The sequence below is a fragment of the Streptomyces anthophorae genome (assembly GCF_049310305.1).
In the GTDB taxonomy this organism is placed as follows: domain Bacteria; phylum Actinomycetota; class Actinomycetes; order Streptomycetales; family Streptomycetaceae; genus Streptomyces.
Window position 1 is genome coordinate 7845895 of sequence record NZ_JBLWQQ010000001.1, and the last position, 18245, is coordinate 7864139.

General features: G+C 67.4%; 15 protein-coding genes. 6 read left to right on the forward strand and 9 right to left on the reverse strand.

Features of this window, described 5'->3' with window-relative positions; translation table 11 throughout:
* Positions 1-189 precede the first annotated feature (189 nt).
* The 4 genes from mobC (at position 190) to ACNYS0_RS35615 (ending at position 3675) form a co-directional block, all read left to right on the forward strand.
* A complete protein-coding gene (gene mobC, locus ACNYS0_RS35600) occupies positions 190-540 on the forward strand; it encodes a plasmid mobilization relaxosome protein MobC (RefSeq protein ID WP_422479723.1) in 351 nt (116 codons plus the stop codon).
* Between the two features lie 6 nt (positions 541-546).
* Positions 547-2289 carry a relaxase/mobilization nuclease domain-containing protein gene (locus ACNYS0_RS35605; RefSeq protein WP_422479725.1) on the forward strand — a complete coding sequence of 581 codons (1743 nt, stop codon included), beginning with the start codon at positions 547-549 and terminating at the stop codon, positions 2287-2289.
* A gap of 76 nt (positions 2290-2365) precedes the next feature.
* A complete protein-coding gene (locus tag ACNYS0_RS35610) occupies positions 2366-2767 on the forward strand; it encodes a hypothetical protein (RefSeq protein ID WP_422479727.1) in 402 nt (133 codons plus the stop codon).
* Positions 2768-3327: 560 nt separating this feature from the next.
* A complete protein-coding gene (locus ACNYS0_RS35615) occupies positions 3328-3675 on the forward strand; it encodes an SH3 domain-containing protein (RefSeq protein WP_422479729.1) in 348 nt (115 codons plus the stop codon).
* Between the two features lie 95 nt (positions 3676-3770).
* Here the strand turns inward: ACNYS0_RS35615 and ACNYS0_RS35620 are convergent, their stop codons facing one another.
* Positions 3771-4238 (reverse strand): MarR family transcriptional regulator, encoded by a 468-nt coding sequence (locus ACNYS0_RS35620; RefSeq protein WP_422479731.1) that lies wholly within the window; start codon positions 4236-4238, stop codon positions 3771-3773.
* 153 nt (positions 4239-4391) lie between these two features.
* Here ACNYS0_RS35620 and ACNYS0_RS35625 point away from each other — a divergent pair, with 153 nt between their 5' ends.
* A complete protein-coding gene (locus tag ACNYS0_RS35625; protein WP_422479733.1) occupies positions 4392-5162 on the forward strand; it encodes a transposase in 771 nt (256 codons plus the stop codon).
* Positions 5163-5674: 512 nt separating this feature from the next.
* Here the strand turns inward: ACNYS0_RS35625 and ACNYS0_RS35630 are convergent.
* The 8 genes from ACNYS0_RS35630 to ACNYS0_RS35665 all read right to left on the reverse strand — a co-directional run bounded on the left by ACNYS0_RS35630 (position 5675) and on the right by ACNYS0_RS35665 (position 17233).
* Positions 5675-8953 carry an RHS repeat-associated core domain-containing protein gene (locus tag ACNYS0_RS35630; protein ID WP_426883660.1) on the reverse strand — a complete coding sequence of 1093 codons (3279 nt, stop codon included), beginning with the start codon at positions 8951-8953 and terminating at the stop codon, positions 5675-5677.
* 440 nt (positions 8954-9393) lie between these two features.
* Positions 9394-10281 (reverse strand): thiopeptide-type bacteriocin biosynthesis protein, encoded by an 888-nt coding sequence (locus ACNYS0_RS35635; protein ID WP_422482861.1) that lies wholly within the window; start codon positions 10279-10281, stop codon positions 9394-9396.
* A gap of 98 nt (positions 10282-10379) precedes the next feature.
* Entirely contained in the window at positions 10380-11597 is a 1218-nt protein-coding gene (locus tag ACNYS0_RS35640; protein WP_422479737.1) for a lanthionine synthetase C family protein, read from the reverse strand.
* Complete coding sequence (locus ACNYS0_RS35645) at positions 11594-14623, reverse strand: lantibiotic dehydratase (RefSeq protein ID WP_422479739.1); 3030 nt, start codon at positions 14621-14623, stop codon at positions 11594-11596. The genes ACNYS0_RS35640 and ACNYS0_RS35645 overlap by 4 nt, the downstream gene beginning before the upstream one ends.
* 100 nt (positions 14624-14723) lie before the next feature.
* Entirely contained in the window at positions 14724-14921 is a 198-nt protein-coding gene (locus ACNYS0_RS35650; protein ID WP_403998925.1) for an FxLD family lanthipeptide, read from the reverse strand.
* Positions 14922-14976: 55 nt separating this feature from the next.
* Entirely contained in the window at positions 14977-16200 is a 1224-nt protein-coding gene (fxlM, locus tag ACNYS0_RS35655; RefSeq protein WP_422479741.1) for a methyltransferase, FxLD system, read from the reverse strand.
* Positions 16201-16418: 218 nt separating this feature from the next.
* Positions 16419-16808, reverse strand: a complete 390-nt coding sequence (locus ACNYS0_RS35660; protein WP_422479743.1) for a DUF6415 family natural product biosynthesis protein — start codon at positions 16806-16808, stop codon at positions 16419-16421.
* A complete protein-coding gene (locus ACNYS0_RS35665; protein ID WP_422479745.1) occupies positions 16808-17233 on the reverse strand; it encodes an ATP-binding protein in 426 nt (141 codons plus the stop codon). Before ACNYS0_RS35665 ends, ACNYS0_RS35660 begins: the two co-directional genes overlap by 1 nt.
* A gap of 149 nt (positions 17234-17382) precedes the next feature.
* Between ACNYS0_RS35665 and ACNYS0_RS35670 the strand changes: the two genes are divergently transcribed.
* Positions 17383-18162: an aminotransferase class IV family protein gene (locus tag ACNYS0_RS35670; protein WP_422479747.1), complete on the forward strand. Its 780-nt coding sequence runs from the start codon at positions 17383-17385 to the stop codon at positions 18160-18162.
* Positions 18163-18245 lie beyond the last annotated feature (83 nt).

Below are 18245 nucleotides of genomic sequence, written 5' to 3' on the forward strand. Positions count from 1 at the left end.
CGAAACTCCTCCGCAGCCACAGGCCGCGGAGGAGTTTCGGAAGGGCATGCCCCCGCCCCAGGGGAGGCGGGGGAGGCCCGGCACCAGGGGGCGCCGGACTCGGAGGCTGCGACCGAGGGCGGATCGCAGCCGGGAGGAGAAGCTGACGAACGCGCTGCCGTACGTACGCGCCCACGCCTCCGTCAAAGCGTGCACCGCGACCAAGTCCGCAGCGTCCGCCTGACGCGCGACGAACTCGACATCGTCCACCGCGCAGCCGGCGAGGTCGGCCTGAAGGCCGCCGGATTCATCGCCGACGCCGCGGTCGCTGTCGCACGGGCCCAAGGCGGTCCGAAATCCCGGCTGTTGGACCAGCGCGGCCGAGTCGAAGAACTGATGACGGCCAGCGCTCAGCTCGCCCGCGTCGGCAACAACCTCAACCAAGTGGCCCGTGTCCTGAACTCCGGCGGTCACGCCGAGTACGCGGACGACGTAATCGCACGAGTCCTGCGCGCGGCGGCCCGAGTCGAGGCCGCGGCAATCGAACTGGCCCGGCGGTAACCAGCCGTGGTCCCCGACATCTCCACCGGAGGCCGTACGTACGGCCTCCTCGCCTACCTCTACGGCCCCGGCCGCCGCGACGAACACATCGATCCGCACCTCGTGACGGCCTGGATGCCGGAACTCGCCCCAGACCCGGGACGGGACGGGGCAGCAACGCTGAAGCAACTCGCTGACACGCTGGACCTTCCGGTCCTAGCGGTCCCCGAGGACCGTCGCCCGGCCCGGCACGTCTGGCACTGCCCCGTCCGCACGGCCCCCGGGGACCGCTACCTCACCGACTCCGAGTGGTCCGAAGTCGCCCGCCGTATCGTCCACGCGACCGGAATTGCCGAGTACGGCGACGACAAGGCCTGCCGTTGGGTCGCGGTCCGCCACGCCGACGACCACATCCACATCGTCGCCACCCTCAAACGCGAAGACGGCCGCAGCCCACGACGCCACCAGGACGGCATCCGCGCCCAGGCCGAATGCCGCAAGATCGAAAAGGACTGGGGTCTGCAGATCCTCAACAAGGGCGACGGCACCGCCGCCCAACGCCCCACCAGCGCCGAACGAGCCAAAGCCGAACGCACCGGCCGCCCCGAACCAGCCCGCGAAACCCTCCGCGAACACGTCCGCCAGGCCCTGGCCGGAGCCGCCGACGAAGCCGAGTTCTTCCACCGCCTCACCGAGGCCGACCTCCGCCTCGAAGTCCGACGCGCTCCCTCCGGCGATGCCCTCGGGTACAAGGTGGCGTTGCCGGGCGACCGCAACCGTACGGGACAGCCGATCTGGTTCCCCGGCTCCCGCCTCGCACCCGACCTCTCGCTGCCCCAGATCCGCCGACGGCTTCAGGACGGTGTGTCCGAAGACAAATTGTCTTCGGTGAAGGACCTCGCCGACCGTCCAGCACACGCCCGCCGTGCTGCCATGAGTGCCGTTGAGCAGGCGGTTACCAAGATCGCCGGTCAGGATGACGCCAGCGGCGCGGCACACCTTGTCGGAGTTGGCACGGTCCTGGACGCCGTCGCCCAGACGGCCTCCACCTCATCGCGCGAGGAACTCGCCAAAGCCGCCCGTGCCTTCGAACGAGCAACCCGCTCCCACGTCCGCGCCGAACATGCGGACCATCGAGCTCTGCGTGTAGCCGCACGCGGCATCACCCAGGCGGGCAACGCCCTCGGAAAGGGCGAAGACGGCGGCACCACCGCGATGCTCCTGTCCACCCTGGTCCTTGCCACCATCGCCGCGACCCGCTGGCACTCGGCCCGAGGCCATGCACAGCAGGCAGCCGCCGCCCGTCAGACCGCCGAACACCTCCGCACCGCCTATCGGTCCGCCGCCGCCACCCCTATGAGCGTGATGCGTAGTCACGGGCTTCGACTCTCCACACCCCAACGAGACCGCTACGTACAAGCCATCAAGGGAGCCCTGCCCGAGCACGCCGACTCTGTTTGTCGCGACCCCGGTTGGGCAGCCCTTGCCGCCACCTTGGACCAAGCCGAAAGGGCCGGATATCGCCCCGAGGACCTACTCCGAAAGGCCTTCGAGTGGCGCGAGTTGGCGACGGCGGACAGCGTCTCCGGCGTTCTCGTGTGGCGCTTGCGCCGCTTGGCTGACCTGCCTGCGATACCGGCACCAATCCCTACATCAGCCCCGCGTATGGCACTGCCCGAACCATCACATCTCGTCGACGCTCCAACACGGCCCACCACTTCGCCACACCTCGACATGGAAAACCCCCGCCGACCCGGGCAGCGGCACTGACAGCACTCACATGGGGCTGGACTGTGGCGGCCAACCCTGTTACGGCTGGTCAGCGAAACAGAGGAGAACACTGCCCATGCTCAGCAAGGATGCCCAGACACCCAGACCGCTCACGTCGACTGCTGCCGGCCACGAGGACCCGCTGCTGCGCCTGCAGCAGGAGACACAGCTCGGTGACGGTGTCATTCGCCTGCGCGCCACCACTCACCCAGAAGAGATCCTCGTCACGGGTATCCCTGTGATGTGCTCGAACTGCGGCGCACGCCGCGACTGGATGGTCATCTGTGACCGCAGCACCATCCGTATCCGCTGCCGCTGCGCCCATGAGTGGGTCGAGCCCGAACTGACGCGAGCGGACTACGAATCCATGATCGACACGGGAGGTCGCGACCACCCGAGCCTCGAGGCCGCTGCGCGGTCTATGGGCTACGACGGTGCCCTCGCCGGCGCGTACTTCACCGCGCCCCGCGGCAAGTAGAGGGGGCGGCTATTTCTGTCGCGTGAGCTGTAGGCCTGAAGTACGTGCCCGTGGAGACGCCGAGCGTGATGACGCGAGGCCAGTAGGTTCGTGGATCGGCTTGTGCTGATCCGGGCGGCGCCTGGCCGGACGAGAGTCGACCCAGAGGCAACCGAGGGCCCCGACTTGTATGCGCACGACACCTATGGATGGCACTGCGGTCGTAGCAGAAGCAGCCCCAGCGATGAAGGCTGTGTCGCCCCTTCCAACGGCTGCACCCGCGTCAGTGATGCGAGGAAAGTCCAAGTGAGGCTTCACGCCGAAGTGGACGCCACCTTGCCGAGATGGCCCGTCCCGGTCCCTCGCGCAGACCGAGGCGCTGAACCCCGGTAAACCGCACTGCATTTGGCGCTGCCGGCCCGGACGTCATCCATGCGGCCTGTAGTGGGCGGCGTGCCGCATATCACGCAACCTCCGGCCATCGGAAATCGCGGAATCTCCGGACTCTTGACCTCGGCCGCTCGTCATCCGTTTGCGGCTCCTTCTGTATTCCCTCAGCCCATCACAGAGGTCAATCCCGTATGCGCACTGCCCGCTTTACTGCCTCCATCGCCATTCTCGGAGCACTGGCGGCCCCTGCCGTCTCGGCTGTGAGTGCGACAGCCGCACCGTCCCATGCCTCGGTCTCACCATCTCCTGGAGGTGACTGCGACCGCCGTGGGCCGTGGACGGTCTCCACGAAGGCCGTGACGATCCGTTCCCACGCGACCAGCAAGTCCACTGCACGCGGCGTGCTGTACAAGGGGCACAACTTCACGGTCCATAAGACCCGCGGCAACTGGCACTACATCACTGACAAGTCCACCGGCCTCAAGGGCTGGGTATCTGGATCGTACGTTTACCGAGAGGTCTACATGTGCCTGCACTAAGGGCTGTCCCGCAAAGATCGGTTTGCGCATTCGGCCCCAAGACGTGTTCGAGATGTGGGCATGCCCGGGGTGCTTTGCCCCGGGCTCGCGGCCTGTCAGGCGGCCGTCCCGCCCGCGTTGCGGATCAGTCGCTGGAGCACCTTCAGCGTGGTGACGTAGTCCGCGTCGTCGATGCCCTCGTGGAGGACGGCGACGATCGAGGGCGCGAGGCTGGCAATGTCGACGCGGGTCTGTTCCCCCTCTGCGGTGAGCCACAGCCGGTTCTCGGCGTCCCTGGTCAACCAGCCGCGCTCCAGGAGCACTTCGGCCTCCGCCGCCAGATCGTCCTCGGGCCGGATGTAGGAGGCCATGGCCTGGCGCAGCTCGGGCAGGGTCATCCCCTCGCCGTCAGGCGAGATGTCGTTCTTCGACAGGTTGCGCAGCAGCCAGAACTGGGGCTGGGTGTAACCCTTTTCGGCCTGCCGGGCCCGGATGTACGCGATGAGCGCCTCGTAGGCGACACCGGTCCAGTACGCGGCTGGCTGGCCAGCGAGTTCGGCGTCGGAGAGCTGCTGGGTCGTCATGGAAGGTTCCCTCCCGGTACTTCAGCGTGGAGCCCGCACACCGTGCAGGTCATGCGAAGAACGTAGGACCTCAAGTGCGGTTGAGGTCAAGCGAGTGATCCGGGTCCTGGAAGGCTTCCTGTAGCACCTGGTCACAGGTGGGACGATCTTCCGGTGGCTAGCGTGATCACGGCATCGGAACCGTCCTGGATAGCCCCGTTTGCCGGGCTGAGCCCGCGCCGCTTCAGCAAGTTGGTGACGGCCGTACGCCGCGAAACTGCGGCCGACGGGCATCGCGGCCGACCGTGGAGCCTGTCGCTGGAGGACCGGATCTTGCTGGTCGTTGTGTACTGGCGCACCAACTTGACGATGCGACAGCTCGCGCCGCTGTTCGGTGTCTCGAAATCGTCGGCCTGCCGGATCATCGACCACCTCGGCCCGCTCCTCGCGCTCCAGTCGCGCCAGCGGTTCGCGAAGGGCAGCGTGCTCATTGTGGACGGCACCCTCGTGCCCACCCGCGACCACACGATCGCCGAGCAGTCGAAGAACTACCGCTACTCCACCAACCACCAGGTCGTCATCGACGCCGACACCCGACTGGTCGTCGTGGTCGGCCGGCCCCTGCCCGGCAACCGCAACGACTGCCGAGCCTGGGAGGAATCGGGGGCGAAGGACGCCGTCGGCAAGACGATGACCATCGCGGACGGCGGCTATCCGGGCACCGGCCTGGTCATGCCGCACCGCCGCGCGAAGGGACAGGCCGAACTCCCGGACTGGAAACGGGAACACAACCGTTCCCACAAGCAGGTCCGTGCCCGCGTCGAGCACGTTTTCGCCCGGATGAAGAGCTGGAAGATCCTGCGTGACTGCCGCCTCAAGGGCGACGGCGTCCGCCACGCCATGCTCGGCATCGCCCGCCTGCACAACCTCGCCCTTGCAGGCTGAGAGAAGCGCCCGACCCACGGGTACCCGCATCCCCATCTCACTGAAGATCATTTACGGGACAACCCTTAGTAAAAACGCTTCAGGGTGATTCTCGCCGTGGAATTTCTGAAGAAGGGGTTCCTCTGCGCGTGCGCTGCCGACGACGATGTGATGCACACCGTGGGGCGGGTGACGGCGTGCCATGCAGTTCAGCAGTGTCCGGCCCTCGCCTACGGCGAGGGCCGGACACTGCTCAAGTTGACGGGTGTGATGGGGGAGCGGGCCTACGGATCCTTTCGCGCCTGCTGGTCACGCTTGGCCTCCCAAAGCCCCAGGATCAGTTGCTCCACTGACAGGAGGGCTGTACCCAGCAGGACCCAGAGAGTGAGAGCCCGATGCTGAACCCACATAAGCGTGATCACCAGTGTGACCGCACATACAGCAAGAGCCAGAGCGGCTCCCTTCGCTCTCTGTCTTCCGCGCCAGGGCCCGCTCAATGCGTGTCCCCTTTCCATTGCTCTGGCGATACTGGCTCAGGCCCGCGGCAAGTACTTCAGGGCGGTCCCTCCTACGGCGCCCACGGCCCCCCATACGGCACAGGATTTAAGGGAGTCCGTGAGTGATCCTCCAGTGACGCTTTCTCCTACCGCGCCGCCTGCACACCCGCCTGCGGCAGCGCCAGCCACCGGTCCTGCGACCAGGGTCACCGCCACGGTGGTGGCAATGCTGGCACCAGCGGCAGCGAGGGTGCCTCCCAGGTCGAAGAGTCCGTTTGGATCGATGCGGTTGACGGGGTCGCCTTCGGCGTAGAGGTAGGGGTTCTTTTCCTGGCCGGAGGGGTCGGGTTGGGTGAAGCGGCCGATATTGGGGTCGTAGTAGCGGGCGCCCAAGTGGTAGAGGCCGGTGGGGTCTTGGTGGCCGCCGGCGAACCGGTAGGGCTGTGTGATCTGTTCGGTGGTGGTGGAGCGGGTGACGCCGCGCGGGCTGTAGGCGTAGTTGTTCACCTTCGCGCCGGACTCGTCGGCGAGGCCGATCACCGAGCCGAGGGCGTCGGTGAGGTAGTAGTACGCCTTCCCGTTGCGGGTCACGGAGTTCAGAGTGCCCTCCGGTTCGCGGACAAATCCCGTGTCCAAACCGGCAGTTGTCTCCGCGGCCAGGCCGATGGGACCGGGGTGGTAGTAGGTGTTGCCGAGGCGGTGGCGTTCGCTGGAGTCGGTGGAGCCATAGTCGGCCGGGTAGGTGGTGCCCCCGACGGTGAGCGAGGTCAGCTGGGAGAAGTCCGACCACTTCTCGGCGGTGCGGGTGCCTTCGGGGGTGGAGGCCCCGGCGAGTTCGTTACCGGCCTTGTCGTAGTCCCAGTTGGTGGTCGAGCCGTTCTTCGAGGTGAGCTGGGAGGCGTCGTTGTACGTGTAGGTGGTGCCGCGCGGACAGTCTTTCTCGACGCCTTGGGAGGTGAGGTTGCCGGCGCCGTCGTAGCAGTACTGCCAGGAGGAGTTGAGGGTGGTGCCCTTTTCCTCCTTGGCGTAGGAGAAGCGGCCGGCGCTGTCGTAGCTGTAGGTCGTCTTCATCCCGGACACCGCGTCGGTGGAGGTGCGGATTTTTGCGCCGTCCTTCGTCGTGGAGCCGGAGACGTAGGAGTAGGTGTAGGCGAGGGAGACCAGGGTGCCCTTGGGGCTGGTGGTCTTGATGGTCTTGGGGCGGCTGGAGTTGTCCGGGGTGACGGTCTGGACGGTGCCGCCGGGGTAGGTGGTCTTGGTACGGACGTCATTGTTGTTGTAGTCGTACGACGTCACGCGACCCGCGGGGTCCTTGAGGGATTTGAGATTGTTGGCCGCGTCCCAGGTGTAGTCGATGGTGCCGCCGGGGTCGGTGTATGTGTCGACGTTCCCTGCTGGGGTGTAGGCGAGGACGGTCTGGGAGCCGTCCTGCAGCGTTCGCACCGTCTCACGGGAGAGCGGGTCGAAGTCGTACTTGATCGTGCCGATGTCGTCGGTGCGCGTCTTGAGATTGCCGTCGCCGTCGTAGGTGTAGTGCACGGTGGTGTTGGTGGTGGAGACCTCGGTGATCCGGTCGCGGTGGTCGTAGGTGTAGACCGTCTCGATGCCGCGCCCGTCGAGGGCCGTCTCGGGCCGGCCGAGGCTGTCGTACGTGTAGGTGGTGTCTTCCAGCGGGGCGGGCGGGGTAACCTTGTCGAGGTTGCCCTTGGTGTCGTAGTGGAACGAAGTGACCTTGCTGCGGGCGTCCTTGACCGTGCACCGCTGGCCCTCGAATCCGCCGCAGATGGGGGTGGCCTTGTTGTGGGTGAAGGTCGTCGTGCCGCCTCCGGTCCCGGTGACGGCGACCGTCGCGGTATTGCCGGCAGTGTCGTAGGTGTAGTCGGTCTTCTCGCCGTCCGGGGTGGTCATGCTGCCCGGGAGGTCGGCTCCCGCGATGGTCTGGTACCCGGTGACCGTGCTGGTGGCGCCGGTGGGCAGCTTCGCCGAGGTCGGGTTGTTGCGGGCGTCCCAGCCATACGTGGTCACGTTGCCGGGAGTGCTGCCCGCCCCCATGGCGTCGGTGGCCGTCTTGAGGTTGTTGTTTGCGTCGTAGCTGCGCGAACGGGAGTGGTCCAGGGGGTCGGCGACCTTGGAGACCTTGCCCTGCCCGTCGTGCGTGTAGGTGGTGGTGTGCTCTTCGGGGTCGGTCACCGTGGTGGTGCCCGCCGCGTTTGGATCACTCGCCGAGTAGTCGTACCGGTAGGTGGGGCCGGTGTGGGTGGAGCCGTTGAAGTCGGTGGCCCGCAGCATCGAGGTGACCCGGTTCTGCGCGTCGTACGTGAACGCGGTGACCCGCCCCTCAGGCGTCGTGATCTTTGTCAGGCGGCGGGAGGAGTCGTAGTCGAAGACGGTCGCCTTGCCCTCGGTGTCCGTCGTCTTCGCCAGGTCACCGGCCGGGTTCAGGTCGAAGACTGCGGTGCGGCCCGTGTGGTCCTTGGCCTGCCACTGCGAGGCATCTGTCTTGACCAGGTCGATCGAGCGGCCGGTGCGGGTCTCGGTGAGCTTGAAGCCGTTGTGCTCGGCCGTCTCGTCGTGCTGGGTGACCGTGACGGTGTTGCCGTTGCGGTCGGAGATCTTGGTCAGCGTGCCCGAGGCGTTGTAGGTGTCCTTCACCCCGGATTTGCGGTCGCTGAGCGTGTAGCTGCCATCAGCGTTCTTCTTCAGGTCCTTGGAGTAGCCCGTCGGCGTCTTGTACGTGCCGTCGGTGTTCTGCGTGAAGGTCAGAGAATCGCCGGTGGCGTCGTAGACGACCACCTGGCCGGCGCTGATCTGGGCGTAGCGCTCGTACTCCTGCCACCACCGCTGGGACACCTTTCCCCAGGGCGCGTCCAGGGAGTTGTAGGTGCGGGCCAGTCGCAGCGGGCGGCCTACGCCGGCGACCTCGAAGTCGGTGGCGGCGAGCATCAGGTTCCCGGTGGAGTAGTCGATCCGGGCCACCAGTGAGTCGGTGATGCGGAAGTCGGAGATCTCGTGCCAGGGCACATCTCCTTGGCCCTCGGGCACGTAGTCCTCTGCCTCGGCCGCCGCTGCTTTCGCCTCGGCGGCCGTCGGTGCCGGCTCGGTGGCTCGCTTCTTCTGTGCGGCCCGCCAGGCGCGGCGCTCGGCCGACAGGTCCGCTTCCGCAACTGGCTTGGCCGGCTGGGTGGAGCCGACCTTGACCGGCGGGACCTTTGCCTTCGGCTCGTGCTTGCCCCATGCCGACTGAGAGGCGCCGGTCGGTTCGGGCGCGGCGAGGGCCGGGAGCGCACCGGCCCCCAGAGTGAGGGTGGCCAGCACAGCCACCACGGTGGGTCTGACACGTCTTCGGGCGCGCGAAAGTGACATCTTCCCCCCACGGGCAGACAGCATCAGTGACCCCGATGGTCACCGGAAGGGAACAGAATCCACATGGAACCCACAAGGATGAAAGCCGGTGACCCGAAATTTCGATCGTATGCCGATCGAAATCGGACAATGATTGCGAGATCCACTGCGACGCAAAGCCCAGGCAGTGAAGGCCTGTTCGGGCATTTCTGCCGAACGTGCAGGTGGCGGCATGACGAGAAACGGTGGCCGGAACAGAGCCTTCCGTGCCTGCCGAAATCGTGTAAGTGATCGCCTAGTGCTCCTGAGGTCGAAGGCGTGTTGCCTGCCGGGCACTAGATAGGGGCGTTGGCTGCTCGAATCGCCGGTTCCCTTTCCCTGCCGACGGTCTGGCACGGCAATTTCCCAACAACCTAGATCGACTGTGGCGGGTCGAAGACAGCGGTGCGAGCGGCGAGGGCCAAGGCACTTTGAACTCCGTCGGATAGGCCCAGACGGTTCCAGTGGAAGATCACGTGATACGCGAGCGTTCTGCGAATGCTGCGCTCCAAGGTGTTGCAGGCATGTGCCGTCTGGAGGGCGTGGCCCGCGGCTTCGAACGCGGCCGTCCAATCCGCGATTGGGTGGAGGGGCTTCCCCGGACCGAAGAGGGCGCCATCGCTGGAGAGGCCGCTGAGGAGCAGTGGTCGCACCGTTTCGGCGAGCGCGTTGATCTGGTCCGAAAGATCCGCGACGTTGCGGTACTCCTCGTTGATGACGAGGTCCCAGACGTCGCCCTGCTCGCCCCACTCCAACCCCGCGGCACTCATCATGACTGTGGGCAAGAGGACGGAGAGCTCGCGGCGGCCGAGCGGTAGTTCGGGGAGCGTGGGTAGAGAGAGAACGTGGCGGCTGTCGGCGGCGAAGAGTAGATGTGCGTTCATCATGCCGATGGGGCCACCGAATGCGGCGGTCTCCGGCTCGTACGTGCCTGAGTGCCAACCGCGGATGTGCCCTGCGCTGGTCAAGTCATCGAGTCTTGAGCCGAGTTCGTCACGAGTGTGATTCTCGGCGCTGGTCTGCATGCGCAGTCGCCAGTACGGGTGTTTGCGGATGAACCACCACCGGGAGCTTGCTCCACGGTGCTCCATGTCGAGTAGCAGCGGCACGAGGTGTTCAGCGGCGGTGTGGTCGGCATCGTGCCAACCGGGGAACTCGACGTACACCTGGAGCCAGCTGGGGCGGTACTGATGGCGGAAGGTGGCGTCCGTCCCGGCGGCCACGAAGGCATCCACCGCGTCGGAGAGGCTCACGGGGTCCATGTCAATCCGGCGAGCGACGCCGTCAGTTGGCTGGCCGGCGAGCACGTCTAGGACGGCATTGGCTACCTCGCCGGTGACGCGGGGGTACGTGGTGGGGATCAGTCGATGAGGAGGCATGCGTCCCATCCGGTGGTCGGCGCCGTGGCGGTGCTGAGCGTGGTGAGGGCGAGGGCGGAGCCCGCGTCGCCTTCGAGGAACCCCGAGCCCGCCTCCGTGCCTGGGCGGGCACTGGCAAGCAGGAGCTTCCCGAGAGGGGGCAGGAGCTGGTGGAGGCGTGGCGTCAGACTGTCGTGCGCGGCCCGGAACGCGGTCTGGTAGAGGCCCGCCCAGCCGTGGCACAGGCTTGTGTCGGTGATCGTGTCAAGCTGGACGGGATCGCTGAGGCAGTGGAACAGGGCGTCTTCGTAGGCGGATTGCAAGGCGCTGTCGTGCAGGGCGATCCCGGCCAGTTGACCAGCGCGGGCGATGCCGGGGGTGCCGTAGCACCAGCTGGGGCGGCCGGGGCCGCGCTGATGGGGGCGTCCAGCCTCGACGTCGGCGAATGTGATGTGTTCGGGCCACCATGGGCCCGCCTCGCTGTCCTGCCGCCAGGTATCGAGGTGGTCGCAGATGGTCCGGATGGCCTGTTCGTGCCCGGGTACGGCGTGCCCGCGGCGTAGTGCCTGGGCGAGTAGCAGGAGAGGTCCTGTGATGCCGTGGGCTGCACCGAAGTTGCCGTGGCCGCCGGGCAGTGCGTGCTCGCGCCACGGGTCGTGGTCGACCCACCAGCCGGGGGTGTGTTCGTCGAGCGGCTTGGTCAGCGCGACGAGGTAGTCGAGAACGCGCTCCATGGCGTTGCTCTTCGGGTCGGTGCGCAGGAGGTAGGCGCCGATTCCGGTGAGGCCGATGAAGGTGTCGTACTCGGCGAATGTGGCTGGCCGGCGTCGGGCGATGCGTGCGAAGGCGGCATCGGCTCGTCGGTGGGTCAGGGTGAGGATGTGGCGGTGTAGCGTGTCACGGGCCCCTTGATACAGGGGTGTTCTGTCCTGCGGGACGTTTTGGAGGGCGAACGCGGCGGCGGTCGCGCCGAGGTACAGGCCGGTGGATTCCTCGGCGCTGAGGTCGTCAGCTGTGGCCTGTTGAAGCCACTGGTGTGCGATCCCCCACCTGGCCAGGCCCCGGGCGGCGTACTCGCTGTGGAACAGTGCGGTCCCGGCCGCTCCCGACGCGAGTGACTGCCCTGCCCAACGCGAGTCGATGGCGGGTGCTGAAGGCTGCTCGAGATGACCCGCGAACTCCGCAAGCACATCATGGACGCGGGCGAGCGGGGCGCTCACCGCACGGCCTCCAGGGGCAGGTAGCGAAGCGCCACGGTGCGGGCCAGGTGTAGCACGGCTTCTTCCTCGGTCGGGTCGGCGCCGAGCGTGCGGACGTGGTGCTGGTGCAGGAGCGTCCGCAGGATCGAGCCGGGGGCGCGCCCCTCGTCCAGGAGAGCGTGTCGATAGGCGGCGATGGCTTTGGCGCGCGTCTCCCAGGCCTCGGTGAGCCGTTCGCTGTTGGGGAGCGGATGTCCGTCGTAGAGCCGGATTGCTTGGCAGCGCAGCTCGCGGTCGGGTCGGCCGTGGGCGGGGGCGTGGTCGATGAGCCAGGCGAGGCCTGCTTCTCGGAATCCATGCAGGCGGGTGGCGAGGTCGACCAGGCTGACCGTGGTGAGCATCGTGAGGTCGACGTCGTGCTGGTCGGCGTACCGGATCTGTTCGATGGCCAGGTGGGAGTCGGTGGAGAAGAGTTGGTGCACGGACTCGGTGGCGGTCGGCGAGGACCCGTAGCGCCCGTGGTGCGGCTGGTACGTCTCCAGGGTGAGGCGGGAGAGAAGGCCGGTGTCGTGCAGCTGGTTCGCCCACTGGTTCACCGTGAGCGCTGTCGCCGCCCAGCCGTCGGGGGACGTAGGAAGCCTCAGATCCAGGAACTGGCCGTCTTCGGGCCTGGTCAGGTCACGATGCCGTGTGAACCATCCCGCCTGCGTGTGGTGGTCGAGCCGGTCCCACAGGAGCGGAAGCCAGGTTGTGAGGATCTCGTCGAAGCGGCGGGGGTGCCCGTGCAGGTTGGCACGCAGTACGTCTCCCGCGCCGGGGAGTTGGAGCGGGGCCGGGCGCCCCATGTGGGCGGGCGGCATCGGGTCCGTGGGCGGTGCCGGAGTCTCACGGTGAAAGGCCACCACTATCTCGTGGGCGCGCCCGATCCAGCCGTATGCGTCGTCGCCCGGGCTTTCACGCAGCTCCAGTTCGCCCAGCTTGTTGAGGGCCGAGCGCAGTAGACACCGGTGGGCGGTCTGATCGAGGCACAGGGAGAGGCGTTGGTCGTACTCGCTCATGGACACCCTGTCGGGAACGCGCAGAGCGCGGCACCACTGGGCGAATCGGTCGTCCCACTGCTCCTGCGTGGCGCTGTGGCCTGGCAGTTCGCTGCTGGCCAGGCGCCAGCGGGCAGGGCTGAGGATCGTACGGCCGTAGCGCACCCGGGGCAGATACGGCAGATGGGCCGCTGCCCCGAAGTCGAACTCGCCGTAGGCGACGCGGCGAGCGCCGCCGATCTCGGCGAGGAAGCGCGCCAGGGGCGGCGTCTGAATGCCGGCCTCCAGGGCGTGCGGCACTCGGACGTCGACAGGACGGCCGGTGGGGCGGTGTACAAGAAACAGATGTTGTGCGCTCGCCGTCACCACGAGATCTTCCAGGCGGATCGTCGAGCCTGCCTCTGGTGGGTGCTCGCCGAGCGGGATCACGCGGGGGAGGAGTTGCCCGGTTCGGGCGACGTTCTCGTTGCGGCGGCGTCGGGGCCCGAACGACAGCTGGGCCGTGATGGCGTGCGGGCGCGTTGTGAACGAGTCGGCGATCTGCTCCTGCACATCGGCCGGCATCGCGAAGGCCGAGCGGCCCAACATGCTGCTGGCGGGCCGGGGGACACCCACGACTGCGAGGCGGAAATCACCGTCGGCCAAGGCCCGGCACGAAGGGGCGTGGACCTCGATGGCCAGTTCACTGCGGTCGCTGTAGGCCTTGTCATCGGTCGCTGCGGCTTGGGCGAGTTCGGTGACCTTGGCGTCGTCCAGTACGAGTTCGGTGTGGCCGTCCAGCTCGGCACGCTGAAGCAGACGCAGCAGCAGCCGGTCCCGGTTGGTGACTTTGGCCGGCGCCTTGCGCCGCTCGGACCCGATGTACTGCGCTGGCCAGCCCAGCCCGCTGTCTTTGAGGAGGTCGAGGACAGGTACTGCGGCGCCGGGCCCGTATCGCTCGCGAAAGCGCCAGTGCCAGTCTCGCCATTGGTCATGGCCATGGGGCAACGGACTGACCTGGTGCAGCACGGCAACGGCCTCCTTGGCCTCCGCGATGACGTCGCCGGGTATCTGCACGTCACAGTCCAGGGCAGTGTCAACGACCAAAGGCAGCGGAGCGACGTCGGAATGCTGGTGCATGCGGTGGGTGAGTGTGCGCAGATCTGTGTCCGCGGCCGTGGCGGAGTGACTGACGAGAGCGTCACGTAGCTCGTCCAAGTCCTCCGCTTGGTCTGGGAGGTTGGCTCCTGCGAGTTCTCGGCACACGTGGTCGAGCGGATCGTGCACGGACATCGGTGGGCGCAGGTTGGTGATCAGCAGGTCGTGCGCGACGAGGTCACGCAGCAGCGCGTCGATCCTCCCTGCGGCTCCGGACGGGAACATCGCGGCCAGGTGCTCGCGCAGAGCGCGGTAGGTGATCGGAGTGGCTGCCGCCTGCAGGGCGGCTTCCACGGGGCGCGTCAGGCGCAGGGACATCTCCTCGGGCGCCATGAGCCGGTCGTGGCCGTCGGCGGGTACGCCGGGTGCTGCGAGGCGCTTCCCGCGTGGGTGTGCGCCGTTGTTGGCGACCAAGGACAGCTGCTCCAGGACGGCCGGATTCTCCTCCAACGTCCGGATGACGTCGCTGATCCACTCTCCGTCGGCGCGCAAGAAGACAGAGTGAGCGTCGCCCCATCGCACGATGGGCCTCGAGCCGACCGTCACGGGTGCAGTCCCGGCGAACAGGGCGAAGGGCGTGGGGCGGTGCTGCCATCGAAGCAGGTAGGAGGTGACGGAGAGGGCGGCACGGCGGATCTGCCGGGGCCGGACCTGAGCGCCCTGGACCATGGACTCGACGGTGCGGGTGAGCACAGGGCTGGCGGCGAACAACGCGTTGCGCACCTCCTGGTGATCGAAGAGCTGAGCGAGCCACCTTCGAGTGCTGGCCGGGTCGTCCAGGCCGAATGCCAGGGCAGGGGCGGCGAGGGTCGGTGTGGTGGTGGAGCGGAGCACTGCGGCGCCGGTCCATCGGTAGGTGACGTCGAAGGTCATGGTCCGTCCTGTCGCTCACAGGGGAGGGGCACGAGCGGGCGCGGGGGCGCCGAGGAATTGCGGCGCCCCCGCTGAGCAAGCGGGTTTGTCGTCGACTACTTCACTCGGGGTCGCGGAGCAGGGAGTTGCACGAACTGGCGCCGTTCGTGCAGGTGTTGCCGCAGCCGTCGCTGGTGGTGCACATCAGTCGGCCGATCGGGTGGGTGGCAAGGACGACCTGCACGTTCAGGGGTGCGAAGTCGTCCTCCTCGTCAGCCTGCGCGAGCGTCGGCTTATCGAGTACGGCCGTGGTGCTCATGTTGATCACTCTCTTTCGTGTGTGGGCTGGTGCAGGACGACCTGGCGGCGCGGAGTCAGGCCGCGGGCCAGGAGAGGGAGATCCGGCTGTGCGTCTTGTCGATGACCCGGTCGCCGACGACCTGGTCATCGGTGGCGTCTGCCGGATAGACCCGGATGATCGGGTCGGGGCCGCCGCGGCGCAGGGTGGCCCAGTCGCGCAGGCTCGCGGTGAGTTCGTCGGCGAGCTGCTGCGCGTGCCGTCCAAGCGCGTGAATGCCGTATTCGACATCCGTGTCCCCGGCCGGGCGGACCACGAGGTAGGCGAAGGAGTCGTCGGCGACGGCGGCGAGTGAGAAGCGGGGGTTGGTCGGCGCGACGACGCCGCTGTTCTTCTCTTCGTCGAGGCTCATGGTGCAGAAGCCGGGCAGCGTGATCGCGAGATGCATCTGGAGCGTGGCCAGCGGTTCGCGGCGGCCGATCGTCACTCCCGTCCAGGTCTCGAGCCGCGGTGTGGTCACGGCGTTGTCGAGTTGGCCCGATTCGATCGGGAGTCCGTCGTCGAAGCGCAGGGCGACCTCCTCGGTGCCAGCCACGAGCAGGAGCTGTTCCTGATGCTCGGTGGCGCCTTGCATGGGGACGAACCCGCAGACCTTGGCCGATTCGGACTCCAGGTGTCCGTTCTTCAGGACGAAGGAGATCGAGCGGGTCAGGCCACGCATGCGCAACGGGACGACAAGCCGTCCCTTCGGATTGAGTTGGTGTGTCCAGGCCGGCGGAATGTCCCAGGCTCCAACCGTGACGAGGATGACGTCGGCCATGACCAGGCCCGGGATGGGCTCGGCCGCGTCCGCAGTCACCACGCGCACCCGCGCGTAGCCGTTCTGGGCGAGGAGGCGCTCGGCACGCGCGGTGACGTCCGGATCGATGTCGACGGTGGTCACCGACCCTTCAGGGCCGACGAGTTCGGCGAGGTAGGCCGCGTTCATGCCGCCCGAGCCGATCTCCAGGACGGTCATTCCCGGCTTGATCTGAGCCTGCTCCAACATGAAGCCCTGGACCTGAGCGGCGGACACGCTGCTGGTCTGCACGCCGTGCTCGGACGTCTTGGTGACCACGGCGCTCCACGGGTCGTAGACCTCGGTCAACGGAGTGCCGGGCGGGGTGAAGAGTTCTCGTGGCACCTTGCGCATCACGGCTTCGACTTCGAGGGAGGTAATCCAGCCCTCGTCGCGCAACTGGTCGATCATTTTGTGGCGCTGGCGGGTGGCTTCGTCGGCGTTGTTTGTCGGGTCTGTCATGAGAGGAGCAGTCCTTCGTCGGTGGATCGTGCGAGTGGGGGCGGCGACGTGGCGTCCGGGAGGCGCGGGACGTATTCGAAACGCCACACCAGGTAAACGGCTACGACCGGGCTGGGCGTTTCGCAGGACCCCGGTGAACCTTCCTGGCGAGCAGGCGACAGCGGAACGGGATACGTGTGGTTGCCGTGCCTGCCCCGGCAAGAAGGAGCCCGTGCCCATCACGTGTCGTCTCCCATCTCGTCGAGGAGCGCGCTGATCGCGACGGCGAAGCGCCGGACGTACGACAGGGAATGTTCCGGGACGGGTCGCTCGTCATGAAGAGTTCGCAGGCGCGCGAGCTGTGCCGCGGGGCAGAACACCGTCCGGTAGGGGGCAATGTGGATCAGTTGGCGGGCAGCACTGCGCAACGTGTTGGAGATGTGCTGCAGCTCGTCCGGGGCGAAGTCCGTTGCCGTGTCCAGGACTTCATTGAGGGCGTCGTAGATCGCGTCGCTGATGCCGTCGTCCGCGAGTGAGCGGGCGAGTGCGTTGATGACCCGACGTAAATCCGGCTCGCGCGGCGGCAGCGGAGGGCGGTCCGGCCAACAGGTCCTGGAGGTGGTGGGCATCACGTTTCCCCTTCGAGGAGGATCGTGCACCAGGTCGTTGTGCCGCCGTCGCTGGTGCCCCAGCGGTCGGTCAGGAGAGCGACGAGGAGAAGACCGCGCCCGGACTCGTCGTCGTCAGCGGGCGTGTGCAGAACGGCGGGCCTCGGATTGCCGTCGGTGACCTCGACGCGCAGTTCGTTCTCCGACAGCCGCACGCGGATCACTGTCTCTGTGCCGCCATGTTCGACGGCGTTGGTGACCAGTTCGGAGACGATGAGGATGACGTTCTCGGCGACTGGCTCGGGGACCTCCCACAGGCGCAGCGTGGCGGTGGCGATCCGCCGGCAGCGGCCGACGAAGACGGGCTCGGGTGCGAACGCCAGCTCAATGGCACGGTGGGCGTACGGGGGCGTGGACACGGGTGCGATGGCTGTTGCGGCGATCATTGGCCGCCTCCCCGCCTGGTAGGGCAAGGGAGCCTGCGATGTCTGCTGGCGCTGAGCCACGTCGTCCAGCGCGCCACGTTGATCACTGTGTGCTGTGGCGCGCCGGTCGGCGAACGCCACGCGGTCCCGGCCCTGACATGCTGGGTGCCATGGTGACTCTCGATGGAAAGCCCGTATCTGTAACGGACTTGCTTCCTCTGGCACTGACGAACGTCGGTCACTTCACGTCCATGCGCGTCGACGCCGACGGCATCCGCGGCCTGAGTCTGCACATGGAGCGTCTGGTTCGGGACTGCAAGGTCGTGTGGGGTGCCGAGTTGGAGACGGAGCGCGTCCTCAATTACGTCCGCGAGGCACTGAAGTACCAGGCGCGTCCCTGCACCGTCCGCGTCACCATCTACGACCCCAAGGTTGACCTGGGGCACCCCCTGGCGGCGCACGAACCGCACATCTTGGTGACGGTGCGTGGCGCCGGCGCATTGCCTCCCGCGCCACTGCGCGCCAAGAGTGTCGTCTACGAGCGCGACCTGCCCGAGGTCAAGCACGTCGGCCTCTTCGGTGCCCTGCATGCCCGAGGCGCCGCGCAGCGCACCGACTTCGACGATGCTCTGTTCGTCGGTCGGGACGGGCGCGTCTCCGAGGGCGGTACCTGGAACGTCGGCTTCGTCGATGATCAGGACACCGTGGTGTGGCCACAGGCGCCTGTACTGCCAGGCGTGACCATGGCGCTGCTCCGGCAGCATGCCGAGTACCGCGTTGCCACCGTGACGCTCGATCAGGCGAAGGGCATGGCGGCCGCCTTCGCGACGAACACGTCGATCGGCGTACGGCCATTGGCAGCGATCGACGACACCACGTTCCCCGTCGACCACGCGGCGCTGCATCACCTGCAGCGGACGTACCGCGCGATCCCCGGCGAGAGCCTGTAGCGGCCGGTGATGACGGAGGCGGCCCAGTGGACCTGCGGCCCCTTCGCGTGGACCGCACCATGTCTGGAGAACGCCGCTGTCGC

Bases quoted from the DNA above. Each gene is read 5' to 3' on its own strand.
- ACNYS0_RS35610 (WP_422479727.1), top strand. From the start codon at position 2,366: ATGCTCAGCAAGGATGCCCAGACACCCAGACCGCTCACGTCGACTGCT.
- ACNYS0_RS35635 (WP_422482861.1), bottom strand. From the start codon at position 10,281: ATGGACCCCGTGAGCCTCTCCGACGCGGTGGATGCCTTCGTGGCCGCC.
- fxlM (WP_422479741.1), bottom strand. From the start codon at position 16,200: ATGACAGACCCGACAAACAACGCCGACGAAGCCACCCGCCAGCGCCAC.
- ACNYS0_RS35620 (WP_422479731.1), bottom strand. From the start codon at position 4,238: ATGACGACCCAGCAGCTCTCCGACGCCGAACTCGCTGGCCAGCCAGCC.
- ACNYS0_RS35660 (WP_422479743.1), bottom strand. From the start codon at position 16,808: ATGCCCACCACCTCCAGGACCTGTTGGCCGGACCGCCCTCCGCTGCCG.
- ACNYS0_RS35665 (WP_422479745.1), bottom strand. From the start codon at position 17,233: ATGATCGCCGCAACAGCCATCGCACCCGTGTCCACGCCCCCGTACGCC.
- ACNYS0_RS35615 (WP_422479729.1), top strand. From the start codon at position 3,328: ATGCGCACTGCCCGCTTTACTGCCTCCATCGCCATTCTCGGAGCACTG.
- ACNYS0_RS35670 (WP_422479747.1), top strand. From the start codon at position 17,383: ATGGTGACTCTCGATGGAAAGCCCGTATCTGTAACGGACTTGCTTCCT.
- ACNYS0_RS35650 (WP_403998925.1), bottom strand. From the start codon at position 14,921: ATGAGCACCACGGCCGTACTCGATAAGCCGACGCTCGCGCAGGCTGAC.
- ACNYS0_RS35645 (WP_422479739.1), bottom strand. From the start codon at position 14,623: ATGACCTTCGACGTCACCTACCGATGGACCGGCGCCGCAGTGCTCCGC.